Origin of the sequence: Paractinoplanes rhizophilus (genome assembly GCF_042664765.1) — a bacterium.
GTDB lineage: Bacteria > Actinomycetota > Actinomycetes > Mycobacteriales > Micromonosporaceae > Actinoplanes > Actinoplanes rhizophilus.
In genome coordinates, this window is the sequence record NZ_JBHTBJ010000045.1 from 39,694 (window position 1) to 56,924 (window position 17,231).

Below are 17,231 nucleotides of genomic sequence, written 5' to 3' on the forward strand. Positions count from 1 at the left end.
CATGAGACGTCTGAAGACCACCCTCGCTGCCGCGCTGCTGCTGGTGGCCGGCGCGCTGACCGTAGTCTCCGCCCCCGCCGCGCAGGCGCTGGAGAACGGCGTGGCCCGCACCCCGCCGATGGGCTGGAACAGCTGGAACACGTTCGGCTGCAACATCAACGAGACGCTGATCCGGCAGATGGCCGACGCCATCGTCAACAGCGGCATGCGCGACCTCGGCTACCAGTACGTGGTGGTCGACGACTGCTGGTTCAACCCGAACCGCGACTCGTCGGGCAACCTGCAGGGCGACCCGTCCCGCTTCCCCAGCGGCATGCGCGCCCTCGGTGACTACCTGCACGGCAAGGGCCTGAAGTTCGGCCTGTACGAGGTCCCGCTGGACAAGACCTGCGCCCAGTACTTCAACTCCTACCCGGGCGCGACCGGCAGCCAGGGCCACGAGGCGCAGGACGCGCGGCAGTTCGCGGCCTGGGGCGTCGACTACCTCAAGTACGACTGGTGCTCGCCCACCGGCACCATCGACCAGCAGGTCGCCACGTTCGCCAAGATGCGCGACGCGCTCGCCGCCACCGGCCGGCCGATCGTCTACAGCATCAATCCCAACAGCATCCACGCCAAGACCGGACCCCAGCGCAACTGGGGCGACGTGGCCAACATGTGGCGCACCACCGAGGACATCACCAACGCCTGGGACACCGGACAGACCAACGGCTACCCGATGGGCATCCAGAACATCGTCAACGTCACCGTGCCGCTGGCCGGGTACGCCCGGCCGGGCGCCTTCAACGACCCGGACATGATGGAGATCGGCCGCGGCGGCATGAACGACACCGAGATGCGCAGCCACTTCGCGCTCTGGAGCATCATGGCGAGTCCGCTGATCGCCGGCAACGACATCCGCAACATGAACAGCGCCACCCAGACGATCCTGAAGAACCAGAACCTGATCGCGATCAACCAGGATTCGCTGGCCCTGCAGGCCACCCAGGTCTCGAACGACGGCACCCGCCGGGTGCTGGCCAAGCGGCTGGCCAACGGCGACGTCGCGGTGGCCCTGTTCAACCAGGGCGGCGGCACCACGACGGTCTCGACCACGGCCGCGGCGATCGGCAAGACCGGGTCGTCGTTCACGCTGCGCGACGCCTGGACCAACGCGACGAGCACCAGCACCGGAACGATCAGCGCCTCCGTGCCGGGCCACGGCACCGTGGTGTACCGGGTCAGCGGCGGGGGTACCGGCACCCCGTCCGGCGCCACCACTCTGGTCAGCGCCGCCTCCGGCCGCTGCCTCGACGTGCCGAACAGCAACACGGCCAACGGCACCCAGCCGGTGATCTGGGACTGCAACGGCGGCGCCAACCAGCGCTGGACCAATTCCGGCTCGACCCTGCAAGCGCTCGGCAAGTGCCTGGACGCGCCGCTCAACGCGACCGCCGGCGCCAAGGCCCAGCTGTGGGACTGCAACGGCGGCACGAATCAGCAGTGGACGCTCAACGCCGACGGCACCATCCGCGGCGCGCAGTCCGGGCTGTGCCTCGACGTCGATCACAACCTCACCGCGAACGGCACCGTCGTCCTGCTCTGGACCTGCACCGCCGCTGTCAACCAGCGCTGGTCCCGCGTCTGAACTCGAGGAGTTCCCATGCGCTCGAAACTCATCGGCAGCCTCCTGACGGTCGCGATGCTGGGCCTGGCCGCCCTGCTCGCGCCGGCGGCGCGCGCCGACAACCCGATCGTGCAGACCATCTACACCGCCGATCCCGCGCCGCTGGTCTACAACGGCCGCGTCTACCTCTACACCGGACACGACGAGGACAACTCGACCTGGTTCACGATGAAGGAGTGGCGGGTCTGGTCGTCGGCCGACATGGTCAACTGGACCGACCACGGCTCGCCGCTCAACCTGGCCAGCTTCAGCTGGGCCAGCGACAACGCCTGGGCCGGGCAGACCGTCTACCGCAACGGCAAGTTCTACTGGTACGTGCCGATGACCGTGCGCGCCACCGGGCAGATGGGCATCGGCGTGGCCGTCTCGAACAGCCCGACCGGCCCGTTCACCGACGCGATCGGGCGCCCGCTGGTCAGCAACGGCCAGATCGACCCGACCGTGTTCATCGACGACGACGGCCAGGCCTACCTCTACTGGGGAAACCCCGATCTGTGGTACGTCCGGCTCAACTCCGACATGACCTCGTACTCGGGCAGCCCCACCAAGATCCAGCTGACCACCGCCGGCTTCGGCAGCCGCAGCGGCGACGCCAGCCGGCCGACCCTGTTCGAAGAAGGGCCGTGGGTCTACAAGCGCAACGGGCTGTACTACATCGTCTTCGCGGCGAAGTGCTGCTCGGAGTTCATCGGCTACTCGACCGCGCCCGGCCCGACCGGACCGTGGACCTACCGCGGCACGATCATGCCCACCCAGGGCAGCAGCTTCACCAACCACCCGGGCGTGATCGACTTCAACGGCGGGTCGTACTTCTTCTACCACAACGGCGCGCTCCCCGGCGGCGGCGGCTTCACCCGGTCGGTGGCGGTGGAGAAGTTCAACTACAACGCCGACGGCACCATCCCGACGATCACCATGACGACCGGGGGAGCGCCGCAGGTCGGCACGCTCAACCCGTACGTGCGCCAGGAGGCCGAGACCATCGCCTGGGAGAGCGGGGTCGAGACGGAGGCCGCGAGCGAGGGCGGCATGGACGTCGGCTACATCGACAACGGCGACTACATCAAGGTGAAGGGCGTCGCGTTCGGCGGCGGGGCCACGTCGTTCTCGGCGCGGGTCGCCTCGGCCACCTCCGGCGGCACCATCGAGCTCCGGCTCGGCAGCCCCACCGGCAACCTGGTCGGGACCTGCTCGGTGCCCGGCACCGGCGGCTGGCAGACCTGGACGACCGTCACCTGCCCGGTCAACGGGGCCTCCGGCACGCAGGACCTGTACCTGCGGTTCACCGGCGGCAGCGGCTCGCTGTTCAACGTGAACTGGTGGCAGTTCAGCGGTTCGGCGGTCACCACCGACGCGATCACCAACGGCGACACCGAGAACGGCGCCACCGGCTGGAAGGTGTTCGGCTCCGGAACGCTCACGTCGAACACGAGCCAGGCGCACGGCGGCAGCCGGTCCCTGGCGATCAGCGGCCGCACGGCTTCGTGGAACGGCATCGCCCAGGACGTGACGTCGCGACTGACGAACGGCAAGACGTACACCGCCACCGCGTGGGTCCGGGCGCAGAGCGGCACGCCGTCGATGCGCGCCACGCTGGCGATCACGGCCGGCGGCTCCACCAGCTACCTCGCGCTGACCCCGTCGACGACGGTCGGCACGGGCGGCTGGACCCAGCTGTCCGGCACCGCGACCCCGTCGTGGAGCGGCACCCTGTCGGGCGCCACGTTCTACGTCGAGACCGACTCCGGCACCGACGGCTACTACCTCGACGACGTGTCGCTGCGCTAGCGCCGTCCCACCCACCTTCGGAGGAAACGTGCGCCATATCGTCGGTACCGCGCTGAGCCTCATCCTCGCGGCCACGACCGTCGCCATCACCCAGCAAGCCGCGTCGGCCGCCGTGGTCGGCACGCCTGCCCGCATCGTCGGCGCGGCCTCGGGACGCTGCGTCGACGTCCCGAACTCCAGCACCGCCAACGGCGTCCAGACCCAGCTCTACGACTGCTCCGGCGCGGCCAACCAGTCGTGGACCTACACCACCACCAAACAACTGACCGTGTACGGCAACAAGTGCCTCGACGCGTCCGGCCGCGGCACCACCAACGGCACCGCCGTCATCATCTGGGACTGCAACGGCCAGACCAACCAGCAGTGGAACGTCAACGCCGACGGCACCATCACCGGCGTGCAGTCCGGCCTCTGCGTCGACGCCAACGGGGCGGCCACCGCCAACGGCACCAAGATCATCCTCTGGTCCTGCAACGGCCAGAGCAACCAGCGGTGGAGCCAGGGCACCTCGACCGCGACCGGCGGGCCGTGCGACCTGTACGCCGCCGGCGGCACCCCGTGCGTGGCCGCGCACAGCACCGTGCGAGCGCTCTACAGCTCGTACCGCGGCAACCTCTACCAGGTGCGGCGCTCGTCCGACAACGCCACCCGGAACATCGGCACGCTCAGCGCCGGGGCGGCCGACGCGGCGGCCCAGGACTCCTTCTGCGGCGGCACCACCTGCGTGATCACGGTCGTGTACGACCAGTCCGGCCGCGGCAACGACCTGTGGTACCAGGGCTCCTCCGTGGTGCCCGGGTCGCCGCAGAGCAAGCCCGCGGTCGCGACCACCGAGTCGCTGAGCATCGGCGGCGCCAAGGCGTACTCGCTGTACATCAACCCCGGCAACAGCTACTGGCGGGACGGGCACTCGACCGGAATCCCCACCGGCAGCGCGCCCGAGGGGATGTACATGGTCACCAGCGGCACCCACGTCAACAGCGGCTGCTGCTTCGACTACGGCAACAGCGAGACCACCCGCAAGGCCGACGCCGCCGGCGCGATGGACGCCATCAACTTCGGCAAGCAGTGCTGGTTCGGCGGCTGTTCGGGCAGTGGCCCGTGGGTGCAGGCCGACCTCGAGTGGGGCCTCTACCCGGGCGGCAGCACCTCGTGGAACCCCAACCAGCGCGCCTTCACGAGCAAGTTCGTGACGGCGACGCTGAAGAACAACGGAACGTCGCGGTTCGCGATCAAGGGCAGCGACGCGCAGTCCGGCAGCCTCGTCACGCTCTGGGACGGCTCGCTCCCGCCGGGATACAGCCCGATGAAGAAGCAGGGCGCGATCGTCCTCGGCAGCGGTGGCGACTGCTGCAAGCCGGACGGCGGCGCGAACCTGAGCGCCGGGACCTTCTACGAGGGCGCCATGGTCGCCGGCTACCCGTCCGACGCCACCGAGAACGCCGTCCACGCCAACATCGTCGCCGCCGGCTACCGCTGAACGGAGGAAAGCATGGCCCCCCACCACATCACAAGGCGGTCCCTCATCACCGCCGCGGCGGCGACCGGACTGCTGCGCGCGACGCCGGCCCTCGCCGCCATCCCCGGCCCGTCCGGTTACTCGGCCAGCTGGTCGTCGGTCGACCAGCATCCGCCGGCGCCGGAGTGGTTCCAGGACGCGAAGTTCGGGATCTACTACCACTGGGGCGCGTTCAGCGTGCCCGCCTACGGCAACGAGTGGTACCCGCGCAACATGTACAACAACGGCTCCAACGAGAACAACCACCACAAGGCCGTGTACGGCGATCCGTCCGCGTGGCCGTACCACAACTTCATCAACGGCGCGCGCGACAAGGCCGGCAACTGGGTGCAGTTCGCGCCCAAGCTCGTCTCGGCCGGCGGCGCCTTCGATCCCGGCGCGTGGGCCCAGTTGTTCGCCGACGCCGGAGCGCGGTTCGCCGGGCCGGTGGCCGAGCACCACGACGGCTTCTCGATGTGGAACAGCAGCGTCAACGAGTGGAACTCGGTGGCCCGGGGTCCGCGGCTGGACCTGCTGCGCCTGCACGCCGACGCGATCCGCGGCAAGGGCCTCAAGCTCATGGTCGCGATGCACCACGCGTACAACTTCACCGGCTACTACCAATGGGTGCCCAGCCAGTCGGACGCCGGCCTGCGCAAGTTGTACGGCCAGCTGGGCGCCGCCGCCGAGCAGCAGCTCTGGTACGACAAGCTGCGCGAGATCGTCGACGGCTACCAGCCGGACATCATCTGGCAGGACTTCAACCTCACCCAGCTGCCCGAGTCGCGGCGGCTGGACTTCCTGGCGTACTACTTCAACCGCGCGGTCGCGTGGGACAAGGAGGTGGTCGCGACCTACAAGGACGGCTTCAACAACCGCGGCGAGGTCTTCGACTTCGAGCGCGGCGGGCCGGCCGGCATCCAGACCCCGTACTGGCTCACCGACGACAGCATCAGCAGTTCGAGCTGGTGTTACACGGTCGGCATCGGCTACTACTCCACCAACGCGCTGCTGCACGCGCTCATCGACCGGGTGAGCAAGAACGGCAACATGGTGCTGAACATCGCGCCGATGGCCGACGGCACCATCCCGTCCGGGCAGCAGACGATCCTGCGCGGCATCGGCGACTACCTGAAGCGCTTCGGCGAGTCGATCTACGCCACCCGGGCCTGGACCGCCTTCGGCGAGGGGCCCACCCAGATGGGCGGCGGCACCTTCCAGTCGCCGCGCACCGGGACGGCACAGGACATCCGCTTCACCCGCAGCAAGGACAACCGCGTCCTGTACGCCACGATGCTCGGCTGGCCCGGCGGCACCGCGCACCTCACCACCCTGAACGCCAACCGGATCAACCTCGGCACGCTGACCTCGGTGCAGTTGCTGGGCAGCACCGCCGGCAGCTATGTCGACCTGCCGGCCCGCACCCAGGACGGCGGCGGCCTGCACGTCACGCTGCCGTCCAGCGCCCCGTACAGCGCCCCGGCGTACGTGCTGAAGCTGACCTTCTCCGGGGCCATCCCGGCGCTGGGATCCGGCGGCGGCGGCCTGCCCACCGGCTGGACCAGGATCACCAACGTCACCACGGGCCTGGTCCTGGACGGCGGCGGCAACGTCGCGTCCGGCTCCCGGCTCAAGCAGTGGAACTACGACGGCAGCACCAACCTGCACTGGCAGCTGGTGGCGCTGGGCAGCGGCTGGTACCGCCTGGTCAACCGGACCAACGGACTGGTGGCCGACAGCGGCGGCAACTCCGCCAACGGCGCCCTGGCGATCGAGTGGACCTGGAACGGCGGGAACAACCAGCAGTGGCGGCTCAACGACATGGGCGGCGGGCGCTGGCAGATCATCAACCGCACCACCGGCACTGCCCTCGACAGCGGCGGCGTCAACACGGTCGGCGCGCCGGTGAAGCTCTGGGCGCCCGACTCCAGCACCAACCTCCAGTGGACGATCACCGCGGTCTGACCAGCCGCGTCCGGTAGAAGGGAAACCGGCTCATGATCCCATCCCCAGGCCCGGCACGGCGGTACCGTGGCTGGTCCGCGGTGGCCGCGCTGGTGCTCGCGTTGTCGAGCGCGCTGGTCGCCTTCCCGGCGCCGGCGCAGGCCGCGACCGCGATCACCATCAACGGCACCTCCGGCGGCCGGGTGTTCGACGGCGTCGGGGCGATCAGCGGGGGCGGCGGCAACAGCCGCCTGCTGATCGACTACCCGGAGCCGCAGCGCGGCCAGATCCTCGATTACCTGTTCAAGCCGGGCTACGGCGCGGCGATGCAGATCATGAAGGTGGAGATCGGCGGTGACACCAACTCGACCTCCGGCGCCGAGCCGAGCCACGAGCACACCCGCGGCGCGGTGAACTGCGATCGCGGGTACGAATGGTGGCTGATGGGCGAGGCGAAGGCCCGCAACCCCGGCATCAAGCTGGTCGGGCTGGCCTGGGGCGCGCCGGGCTGGATCGGCAACGGCAACTTCTGGTCCAGCGACTCGATCGACTATCTGGTCGCCTGGCTCGGCTGCGCCGCCTCGCACGGCCTGACGATCGACTATCTCGGCGGCTGGAACGAGCGTGGCCGGGATGTGACCTGGTACAAGAACCTGCGCTCGGCGCTGAACTCGCGCGGGTACGCCAACGTGAAGATCGTGGCGTCGGACGAGTTCGGCTGGGGCTCGGCGGACGACGCGCAGCGCGATTCCGGGTTCGCCAACGCGGTGGCGGTGTTCGGCAGCCACTACGTCTGCGGGTATCGCAGCGCGCAGACCAACTGTCCCAGCTCGACGAACGCCGTGAACTCCGGCAAGGCGCTGTGGGCCAGCGAGAACGGCTCCGACGACTACAACGCCGGCGCGAACGCGCTGGCCCGCGGCATCAACCGCGACTACATCGACGGCAAGATGACCGCGTACATCAACTGGCCGGTCCTCGCCGCGATCACGCCGAACGTCCCGTGGAGCACCACGGGTCTCGCGGTGGCGCCGCAGCCCTGGTCGGGCTACTACTCGATCGGCAAGAACGCCTGGGTGATGGCCCAGACCACCCAGTTCACCGCGCCGGGCTGGCGGTATCTGGACAGCGCCAGCGGCTACCTCGGCGGCAACCGCGGCAACGGCAGCTACGTCTCGCTGAAGTCGCCCAACAACAGCGACTACAGCACCGTGATCGAGACGATGGACGCCGGCTCGGCGCAGGACCTCACGTTCACCGTCACCGGCGGGTTGTCGACCGGGACCGTCCACGTGTGGTCGACCAACGTCCGGTCCAGCAACCCGGCCGACCACTTCGTCAAGCGCAGCGACATCACCCCCTCGAACGGGACGTTCTCGCTGACGGTCCAGCCCGGCTACGTCTACAGCATCACCACCACCACCGGCCAGGGCAAGGGCACCGCGGCCGGATCGGCGCAGGGCAGCCTCGCCCTGCCCTACGGCGACGACTTCGACGGCTACCAGCCCGGCCGGGAAGCCAAATACCTGATGGACCACCAGGGCTCGTTCGAGGTGGTCACGTGCGGCGGCGGCCGGTCCGGCCGATGCGTACGCCAGATGTCGGAGCAGGCGCCGATCTTCTGGACGTCGGGCCACGCCGAGCCGTTCGCCCTGCTGGGCGATCTCGGCTGGCGCAACTACACCGTCTCCACGGACGTCATGCTGGAGAAATCCGGCTACGTCCAGCTCGTCGGCCGGGCCACCAACTACAACCACGAGGGCCCGCAGAACCTCAACGCGTACTACCTGCGGGTGGCCGACAATGGGGCGTGGTCGCTGCGCAGCAACAACACCAGCGGCAACCAGCGGACCCTGGCGAGCGGCACCATCTCGGCCCTGGGCACCGGCCGCTGGCACAAGCTGGCGCTCACGCTCAACGGCAGCACCCTGACCGCCGCGATCGACGGCACCACCGTCGGCAGCGTGTCCGACTCGGCCTGGGTCGCCGGGCAGATCGGCTACGCCACCGGCCAGGGCGTGACCGCCCAGTTCGACAACCTGTCGATCACCCCGCTCGCCGGGCCCGCCCCCACCGGCGAGATCCGCGGGGCGGGCTCGAACCGGTGCCTGGACGTCAACGGGCAGAGTCAGTCCGACGGGGCGGTCGTGCAGATCTGGGACTGCAACGGCGGCGCCAACCAGAAGTGGACCCCGACCTCCAGCAACCAGCTCACCGTCTACGGCAACAAGTGCCTCGACGCGCCGAGCGCCGCCAGCGGCACCCGGATCCAGATCTGGTCCTGCAACGGCGGCACCAACCAGCAGTGGCGGATCAACGCCGACGGCACCATCACCGGCGTCCAGTCCGGCCTGTGCCTGGACGTGACCGGCGCGGCCACCACCAACGGCGCGGCCGTGGAGCTGTGGACCTGCAACGGCGGCAGCAACCAGCAATGGATCAGAACCTGACCGGCCGCTGATGGCGGCGACACAGCCCGGGTTCTCCGCGCCGTCCGGAGGACCAGGCGCCGGTAGTGGTACAGCCCCGGGGCCGGGAATCCATGCAGGGGGATTCCTGGCCCCGGCCACACTCTCGTTCGCAGCCCGTTTACCCGCGGCTCAATACCGTCCGGTCCCATGAGAAAGCAACTCGCCACCCTGGCGGCCCTTCTCCTGCTGACCGCGTGCACCCAGGACGTCCCCGGGCCGGATCCGTCCGCGCCCTCGGCCACGCCGCCGTCCTGCCCCCGCGACCTGGACTCGTCGCTCAGCGCGTGGGCGGTGGCCGGCTTCAGCGGCTCGATCGCCGTCTCGACCGGTGACACGATCGACTGCCTGGCCGCCTACGGGTCGGCCGACGAGAACACGCCGAACCGCATCGACACGGTCTTCGACATCGGCTCGATCAGCAAGGCCGTCACCGCCGCGGCCGTCCTCGCCCTCGCCGACGAGGGCCGGCTGAAGCTGGACGACCGGGCCGGCGACCTGCTGCCGGAACTGACCGGCCCGGTCCGGGCGGCCACCGTTCGCCAGCTGCTGCTGCACACCAGCGGGCTGAAGGGCACGCACGCCGGCGACACCCAGCCGATGACCGCGCGGCAGGCGCTGACGGCGATCGGCCGGCTGGAGACGGCCGCACCGCCGGGCGTGAAGTACCTGTACTCCAACGCCGGCTACACGCTGCTGGCCCTGATCGTGGAGGCGGTCTCCGGATCGGGTTACCGCGATTACCTCGCGTCGCGTGTTTTGCGCCTGCCCCGCGGGCGGACGGCCGGCGGCTTCTGGAACGGGCAACCGGCCGCGCCCGGGCCGCGGGCGGCCGGTTACCGGGCGGACGGCAGCCGCGCCGACGGCGGCCGGTTCGCCGGACCGTTCTGGGCGACCGAGGGCAACGGCGGCCTCGCCATGACCGCCGGCGACCTGGCCGCGTGGACGCGCGCGCTGTTCACCGGCCGGATCGTGTCGGCCGCCGCCACGGCCGCCATCGCCACCGCGGGCCGGCCCATCGACGCCCACCGCGGCGAGACGCCGGGCTGGGTCGCCTTCGACGCGACCCGGTACGGAGAGCCGTTCCTGACCGCCGCCGGCGGTGGCGGCGACGTCGGGCACAACGCCGTGGTCGTCTGGTTGCCGCGGCGGCAGCGGGTTGTCGCGATCATGTCCAACCAGCTCAAGATCTCCGCGGAGGACCTGCTGCGGGCGGTGGGGCCGGCGATCGCGACCGGCCGGCCGCTGCCCGCGCCCCCGGCGCCGGCCGGCGCCGCGGATCCGGCCGCGGCGGTGGGCGCCTATCGACTGAGCACCGGAGGGTCATTTGAGGTCGGCGTGCGGGACGGGCGGTTGGCCGTCGCCGCAGTCGGAGCCGACGCGGTGACCGCGCTGTTCCCGCCGCCGCCCGGCGTCCCGGCGAGTCGGCTGCGCGCGCACGAGGAGCTGGTGCGCCGGCTGCTGGCCGGGGAGACCCGGGAAGGACGCCGGGAACGCGCGGCGTTCGAGAAGGGGATCGGGCCGATCGACCGGGTAACGTTGGCCGGGACGACCGCACACGAGGGCGAGATCCGGACGTACGTTTCGGTCGTGTCGCGCGGGAAACCCGTCCTCGGCTGGTACGCGCTGAACGAGGAGGGTGGGGTGGAGGCCGCCGAGGTGCCGGCCGACGAGCCGCCGACGTTGCGCCTGCTGCCCTCCGGCGACAACCGGTACCGGCCGGACGACCCGGCCGGCGTGGGCCCGGCGGTGAGCGTCCGCATCGCCGACGGCCTCCTGACGGTGTACCGCCCGGACGGCGCCACCACGTCGGCGCGCCGGGCCGGTTGAGGCGGCGACGTGCGCATCCTGGTCGTGGAGGACGACGCCGAGCTGGCCGAGCTGATCGCCATGGGCCTGCGCAACGAGTCCTACGCCACCGACCTCGCGGCCACCGGCGCCGAGGCCGAGGAGCACCTCCGGATCACGACGTACGACCTGGTGTGTCTCGACCTCGGCCTGCCCGACGCGGACGGGCTCGAGCTCGTGCGCCGGCTGGGCGCGGACGCGGAGCTGCGCCGGCCCCGCCGGTTGATCGTGCTGACCGCTCGCGACGCGGTCGCCGACCGGGTCGCGGGACTCGACGCCGGCGCCGACGACTATCTGGTCAAGCCGTTCCACTTCAGCGAGCTGACCGCCCGGGTCCGGGCGCTGGCCCGCCGGGGGGTCGAGGAGGGCATCGAGTTGCGCGTGGGGGAGCTGACCCTGGATCCGAGCACGCACGAGGCGTGGCGCGCGGGCGTTCCGCTCGCCCTCACCCCGCGCGAGTTCTCGCTGCTGCGCTACTTCATGCTCCACCCGGGCACGGTGCTGTCCACCGAGGATCTGCTGGAGCACGTGTGGGACGCGAACGCGAACCCGTTCACCGCCTCGGTGCGGGTCATCCTCAGCCGGCTGCGCCGCAAGCTGGGGGAGCCGGCGCCGATCGTCACCATCCCGAACGTCGGCTATCAGCTGCGGGCGCGGCCGTGAGGTGCCGCTGGCGGTCCCTGCGGGTCCGCCTGGCCACGCTCGGGTTCCTCGCCATCTACACGCCGGCGCTTCTGCTGTTCGGCGTGGTGCTGGCCACCGACACCGAGGTGACCAGCACGGTCCGCGACGGCGGGGCGCCGGAGGTCGCCTCGCATGTCAGCCGCGCCGGCTGGCCGCTGGGCACGGTGATCGTTCTGGGGCCGGCGGCCGCCGCGCTGGCGTGGTGGTGGGCCGGGCGCGCCGTCCGTCCCCTGCACCAGGTGCGGGCGGTCGCGGAGGACATCGAGGCCACCGATCTCGGCCGCCGCATCGGGCTGCGCCACGGGCCGACCGAGGTCACCGCGCTGGCGGCCAGCTTCGACGCCATGCTCGACCGGCTGGAAGCCGCCGCCGAGACGCAGCGCCGGCTGATCGAGGAGACCAACCACGAACTGCGCCTGCCCCTGGCCGTGCTGATGACCAACGCCGAGGTCGTGCTGGCGCATCCCGCGCCGACGGAGGAGGTGTATCGGCAGGGCATGCAACGGTCGCGCGCCGCCGCCGAGCGGCTTCAGCGGACGCTCGCGGAGCTGCTCGTCGACGCCCGCGGCCGGGCCCGGAGCATCACCCGGTCGCCGGCCGACCTCGTACGCGTCGTCGGTGATCTTGTGGGGGACGCCCGGCTGCTGGCCGCGGCGAAGGGCGTGCGGGTGGTGGTCGAGGCGCCGGACCCGGTCGTCTGCCCGGTGGAGGAGTCCACGGTGCGGCGGGCCGTCGCCAACGTTCTGGACAACGCGGTGCAGCACGCGCCGGTGGGATCCGCGATCGAGGTGCACGTCGGGCCGAGCGGGCCGATGGCCGCGATAACCGTCACCGATCACGGTCCCGGCATCCCGGCGGATCAGCATCAGCGGGTCTTCGAGCGATTCTGGCGGGGGGACGCGCGTCCCGGCCACGGCCTCGGCCTGCCGATCGCGCGCCAGATCGCCGAGGCGCACGGCGGAAGTCTCACGGTGACCTCGCCCGGCCCGAGCGGCGACGGCGCGGTGTTCCGCCTGACCTTGCGGCTCGGGGAGGCCCGGCTCGGGTAGGTCCGTAGGTCCGGCTCGGGGAGGTCCGGAAATGACGAGCGGTGTGGCGGCCGTTGCCGCCACACCGCCGTCGACGCGTCCGCGTCAGGTCAGGCTGAACCGCTGGTTGGCCTGGCCGTTGCAGTCGTAGATCTGGACCTGCTGGCCGTTGCCGGTGCCCCAGACGTCGAGGCAGCGGCCGGACTGCACGCCGGTGATGGTGCCGTTGGAGTTGAGGTTCCACTGCTGGTTGCTCTGCCCGTTGCAGCTGTAGATCTGCACCGCCGAGGCGTTGCCCGAGCCGGCCGCGTCCAGGCACATGTTGCCGTACACGGTCAGTTGCTTGCTCGAGGTGTACGCCCACTGCTGGTTGCTCTGGTTGTGGCAGTCGTAGAGCTGGACCCGGGTGCCGTTGTTGTGCGAGGAGTTCGGCACGTCGATGCACCGGCCGGACTGGGCGCCGACGATCCGTCCGGACGTGGTGGCCGGCGGCGTCGTGGGCGGGGTCGTGGGCTGGGTCGTCGGCCCCGTGGTCGGCGGGGTCGTCGGGCTGGTGGGCCCGGCGGCGTTGAGGGCGTTGAGGACCGAGTTGTACGCGGCCTTCTTGTTACCGCCACCGTCGAACAGCAGCGGGCTCTCGTTCGAGCGCCAGGAGTCGCTGTCACGCACGCCCCACACGGTGATACCCACACACCGCGGCACGTTCATACACGCCTGGGTCAACCCCTGGTACTGGCTGGTCGACGCGTTCGTCACGTCCACCTCGGTCAGCGCGACGTCCACACCGAGCGCGGCGAAGCTGGACAGGGTCTGCTGGAAGTTACCCGGCAGCGAGCTACCCCCGGTGAAATGCGTCTGCAGGCCGACACAGTCGATCGGCACCCCCCGGGACTTGAAGTCCTGGATCATCCGGTACACACCCTGCGTCTTACCGTACGACCAGTTCTCAATGTTGTAGTCGTTGTAACACAGCTTCACCGACGGATCCGCGGCCCGGGCGGTACGGAACGCCACCTCGATCCAGTCGTTACCGGTGTTCTGCAGGTTCGAGTTACGGCGCGAGCCGTCCTCGTTGAACGCCTCGTTCACCACATCCCAATACGCCAGCTTGCCCTTGTAATGGGCCATCACCCCGTTGATGTGGTCGATCATCGCCTGCCGCAAGCTGGACCCGGACAGACTGCCCCACCAACTCGGCTGCTGCGCATGCCAGGCCAGGGTGTGCCCGCGGACCTTCAACCCCCGCTGCGTCGCCCAGTTGTAGATCTGATCCCCGGAACTGAAGTTGAACTGACCCCGCTGCGGCTCGGTCGCGTCCGGCTTCATCTCGTTCTCAGCCGTGATCATGTTGAACTCACGACCCGCGATCGTCGAATACGTCGAATCGCCGAGCCGGCCCGCCGCGATCGCCGTACCGAAATACCGGCCCGACTGCGCCGCCGCCGCACCCAACGTGCTCGCCGCGGCGTTCGCGTCCGGCATCACCATCACGACACCCGCTACCGCGACGGCGGCGACGCTACCGAAGATCATCGATCGCAAGCGCAGCGATCGACTCCCCGGGGAGCCGGGGGAATGGGCAGGGGAACTGGTTGCCACAATGGCGTCCTTTCTCGATTCGCGCACCCGCGGCCGAGCGCCGCACGCCGGTGGACCGCGGCCGCCATGCGTGCGAGGGGGAATGAGGGGTATTGCGCCGCCCGGACGGGATAGCGATGTACTTCAATTGCACGTCATGCTGGCACGGCAACACTCCCGAAACAATAGTTTCCGGAGAACTTCCGGAAACTTCCAGCGGTGCCCTGACCGAGTAACACGTGCTTTGATCGCCGCTACCGGTCCGTTGCGCGGCGTGACCGGGCGGCCGGTGACCGAAAGTTACGGGATCTGAAGATCTTTGGATTCCTACTGAATTGTTGTTATGAACCCGGCCGGCCGTTGACGGCATGGCATTCACTTGAATCTATGGGAGCGCTCCCGTAACGTGCGGGACATCACGCTGTTAACGTTCACTATCCCCCTGTCCTGAGAATCCCCTGCCTGTCCCCGAAGGGTTGCCTCCTCATGTCCATCCCCAAGCCAGGTCGTGTCGTCCTGCTCGCCTCGGCCGCGGCCGCGGTCGTCGTCGCGGCGAGCGTGGCCGTGATCGGCCCCGCCGACGCGGCCTCCACGCTCGGCGCCTCGGCAGCGCAGACCGGCCGCTACTTCGGCGCGGCGATCGCGGCCGGCAAGCTCGGCGACGGCACCTACACCGGCATCCTCAACCGCGAGTTCAACTCCGTGACTCCGGAGAACGAGATGAAGTGGGACGCCACCGAGCCGTCCCAGGGCCGGTTCACCTTCACCAACGGCGATCGGATCCTCAACCAGGGCATCTCGATGGGCGCCAAGATCCGCGGGCACGCCCTGCTGTGGCACCAGCAGCAGCCGTCCTGGGCGCAAGGTCTCTCGGGCAGCGCGCTGCGCAACGCCGCCATCAACCACGTCACCCAGGTCGCCACCCACTACAAGGGCAAGATCTACGCCTGGGACGTGGTGAACGAAGCCTTCGCCGACGGCGGCAGCGGCGGGCGCCGCGACTCCAACCTGCAGCGCACCGGCAACGACTGGATCGAGGCCGCGTTCCGCGCCGCCCGGGCCGCCGACCCGGCCGCGAAGCTCTGCTACAACGACTACAACACCGACGGCGTGAACGCGAAGAGCACCGGCGTGTACAACATGGTCCGCGACTTCAAGTCGCGGGGCGTGCCGATCGACTGTGTCGGTTTCCAGTCGCATCTGGGCACCAGCATCCCCGGTGACTACCAGGCCAACCTGCAGCGCTTCGCCGACCTCGGGGTCGAGGTGCAGATCACCGAGCTCGACGTCGCCCAGGGCGGCAACCAGGCGAACGTCTACGCCGCGGTGACCCGGGCGTGCATGGCGGTGTCCCGGTGCGGCGGCATCACGGTCTGGGGCATCCGCGACAGCGACTCCTGGCGCACCGGCGAGAACCCGCTGCTGTTCGACTCCTCGGGCAACAAGAAGGCCGCGTACACGTCGGTGCTGAACGCCCTCAACGCCGGCGGCCCCACCAACCCGACCACCCCGCCCACCACCGTCCCGACCACTCCGCCCACCACCAGCCCGACGAGCAACCCGCCGTCCGGGGCCTGCGCCGCGAGCATCACGCTCAACTCCTGGAACGGCGGCTATGTCGCCAACATCCGGGTGACCGCCGGCTCGGCCGCGGTCAACGGCTGGACGGTCACGGTGGCCCTGCCGTCCGGCAGCGCGGTCACCAACACCTGGAGCGCCACCAACAGCGCCACGACGGGCACGGTCAGCTTCCGCAACGTGAGCTACAACGGCCAGATCCCGGCCGGCGGCAACGCCGAGTTCGGATTCCAGGGCACCGGCGCCGGGCCGACCGCCACCCCGACCTGCTCGGCCGGGTGATCCGATGCGCAGCAGACAGACCTGGCTGGCATCCGCCCTCACGATCGCCGTCGCCACCGGCGTGACCGCGGTCGCCACCAGCGCCTCGGCTGCCGCGGGATGCCAGGTCACCTACACGGTGACCAACCAGTGGCAGGGCGGCTTCGGCGCCGGGGTGACCATCACCAACCTCGGCGACCCGCTCAACGGCTGGCGACTGTCCTGGACCTTCGCCGCCGGCCAGACCGTGACGCAGCTGTGGAGCGGGACGGTGACCCAGTCGGGCGCCCAGGTGAGCGTCGCCAACGCCGACTACAACGGCGCCATCGCCACCGGCGGCACGGTGAACTTCGGCTTCAACGGAAGCTGGACGTCCAGCAACCCGGCGCCGACCGCGTTCAGCCTCAACGGGGTGGCCTGCACGGGTACGGTGCCGACCACGGGTCCGACGCAGACCGCGAGCCCGACGCCGACTGCGAGTGTGACGCCGACCGTGAGCCCGACGCCCAGTGATCCGACCACTCCGCCGGCGCCGACGACCTTCAGCAATCCGGTGGTGTGGCAGGACTTCGCCGACGGGGACATCATCCGGGTCGGCGACGTCTACTACTACTCCGCCTCGACCATGCACTACTCGCCGGGAGCGCCGATTCTGCGTTCCTACGATCTGGTGAACTGGGAGTACGCCGGGCATTCGGTGCCCCGGCTGGACTTCGACTCCGCCGCCTACGACCTCAGCGGTGGCCGCGCGTACGTCAAGGGCATCTGGGCGTCGGCGTTCAACTACCGGCCGAGCAACAGCACCTATTACTGGCTGGGCTGCACCGAGTTCAACCGCACCTACGTGTACACGTCGGCGTCGGTCAGCGGCGGCTGGGCGAAGAAGGCCC

At 70.1% G+C, this 17,231-nt stretch carries 11 protein-coding genes; 10 read left to right on the plus strand and 1 reads right to left on the minus strand.

Annotated features, from left to right (window positions below; all coding sequences use genetic code 11):
- Position 1 precedes the first annotated feature (1 nt).
- The 8 genes from ACFQS1_RS34995 to ACFQS1_RS35030 all read left to right on the plus strand — a co-directional run bounded on the left by ACFQS1_RS34995 (position 2) and on the right by ACFQS1_RS35030 (position 12,945).
- A complete protein-coding gene (locus ACFQS1_RS34995; protein ID WP_378976306.1) occupies positions 2–1,627 on the plus strand; it encodes a glycoside hydrolase family 27 protein in 1,626 nt (541 codons plus the stop codon).
- A gap of 15 nt (positions 1,628–1,642) precedes the next feature.
- Positions 1,643–3,454 (plus strand): family 43 glycosylhydrolase, encoded by a 1,812-nt coding sequence (locus ACFQS1_RS35000; protein WP_378976307.1) that lies wholly within the window; start codon positions 1,643–1,645, stop codon positions 3,452–3,454.
- Positions 3,455–3,482: 28 nt separating this feature from the next.
- Positions 3,483–4,934, plus strand: coding sequence for an arabinofuranosidase catalytic domain-containing protein (locus ACFQS1_RS35005; protein ID WP_378976308.1), 1,452 nt, complete (start codon positions 3,483–3,485; stop codon positions 4,932–4,934).
- A gap of 12 nt (positions 4,935–4,946) precedes the next feature.
- Positions 4,947–6,917, plus strand: coding sequence for an alpha-L-fucosidase (locus tag ACFQS1_RS35010; RefSeq protein WP_378976309.1), 1,971 nt, complete (start codon positions 4,947–4,949; stop codon positions 6,915–6,917).
- Positions 6,918–6,949: 32 nt separating this feature from the next.
- Positions 6,950–9,346 carry a ricin-type beta-trefoil lectin domain protein gene (locus tag ACFQS1_RS35015; protein ID WP_378976310.1) on the plus strand — a complete coding sequence of 799 codons (2,397 nt, stop codon included), beginning with the start codon at positions 6,950–6,952 and terminating at the stop codon, positions 9,344–9,346.
- A gap of 168 nt (positions 9,347–9,514) precedes the next feature.
- Positions 9,515–11,194 (plus strand): serine hydrolase domain-containing protein, encoded by a 1,680-nt coding sequence (locus ACFQS1_RS35020; RefSeq protein ID WP_378976311.1) that lies wholly within the window; start codon positions 9,515–9,517, stop codon positions 11,192–11,194.
- Positions 11,195–11,203: 9 nt separating this feature from the next.
- Positions 11,204–11,875, plus strand: a complete 672-nt coding sequence (locus tag ACFQS1_RS35025; protein WP_378976312.1) for a response regulator transcription factor — start codon at positions 11,204–11,206, stop codon at positions 11,873–11,875.
- Complete coding sequence (locus ACFQS1_RS35030; RefSeq protein ID WP_378976313.1) at positions 11,872–12,945, plus strand: HAMP domain-containing sensor histidine kinase; 1,074 nt, start codon at positions 11,872–11,874, stop codon at positions 12,943–12,945. The genes ACFQS1_RS35025 and ACFQS1_RS35030 overlap by 4 nt, the downstream gene beginning before the upstream one ends.
- Positions 12,946–13,029: 84 nt before the next feature.
- On the opposite strand, the gene ACFQS1_RS35035 is transcribed toward ACFQS1_RS35030, so the two are convergent.
- Positions 13,030–14,457, minus strand: a complete 1,428-nt coding sequence (locus tag ACFQS1_RS35035) for an endo-1,4-beta-xylanase (RefSeq protein WP_378976314.1) — start codon at positions 14,455–14,457, stop codon at positions 13,030–13,032.
- A gap of 531 nt (positions 14,458–14,988) precedes the next feature.
- Between ACFQS1_RS35035 and ACFQS1_RS35040 the strand changes: the two genes are divergently transcribed.
- Positions 14,989–16,362, plus strand: coding sequence for a glycoside hydrolase family 10 protein (locus ACFQS1_RS35040; RefSeq protein ID WP_378976315.1), 1,374 nt, complete (start codon positions 14,989–14,991; stop codon positions 16,360–16,362).
- A 4-nt stretch (positions 16,363–16,366) separates the two neighbouring features.
- Positions 16,367–17,231: cellulose binding domain-containing protein (locus ACFQS1_RS35045; RefSeq protein ID WP_378976316.1), on the plus strand; the 865-nt coding region annotated here is incomplete at its 3' end.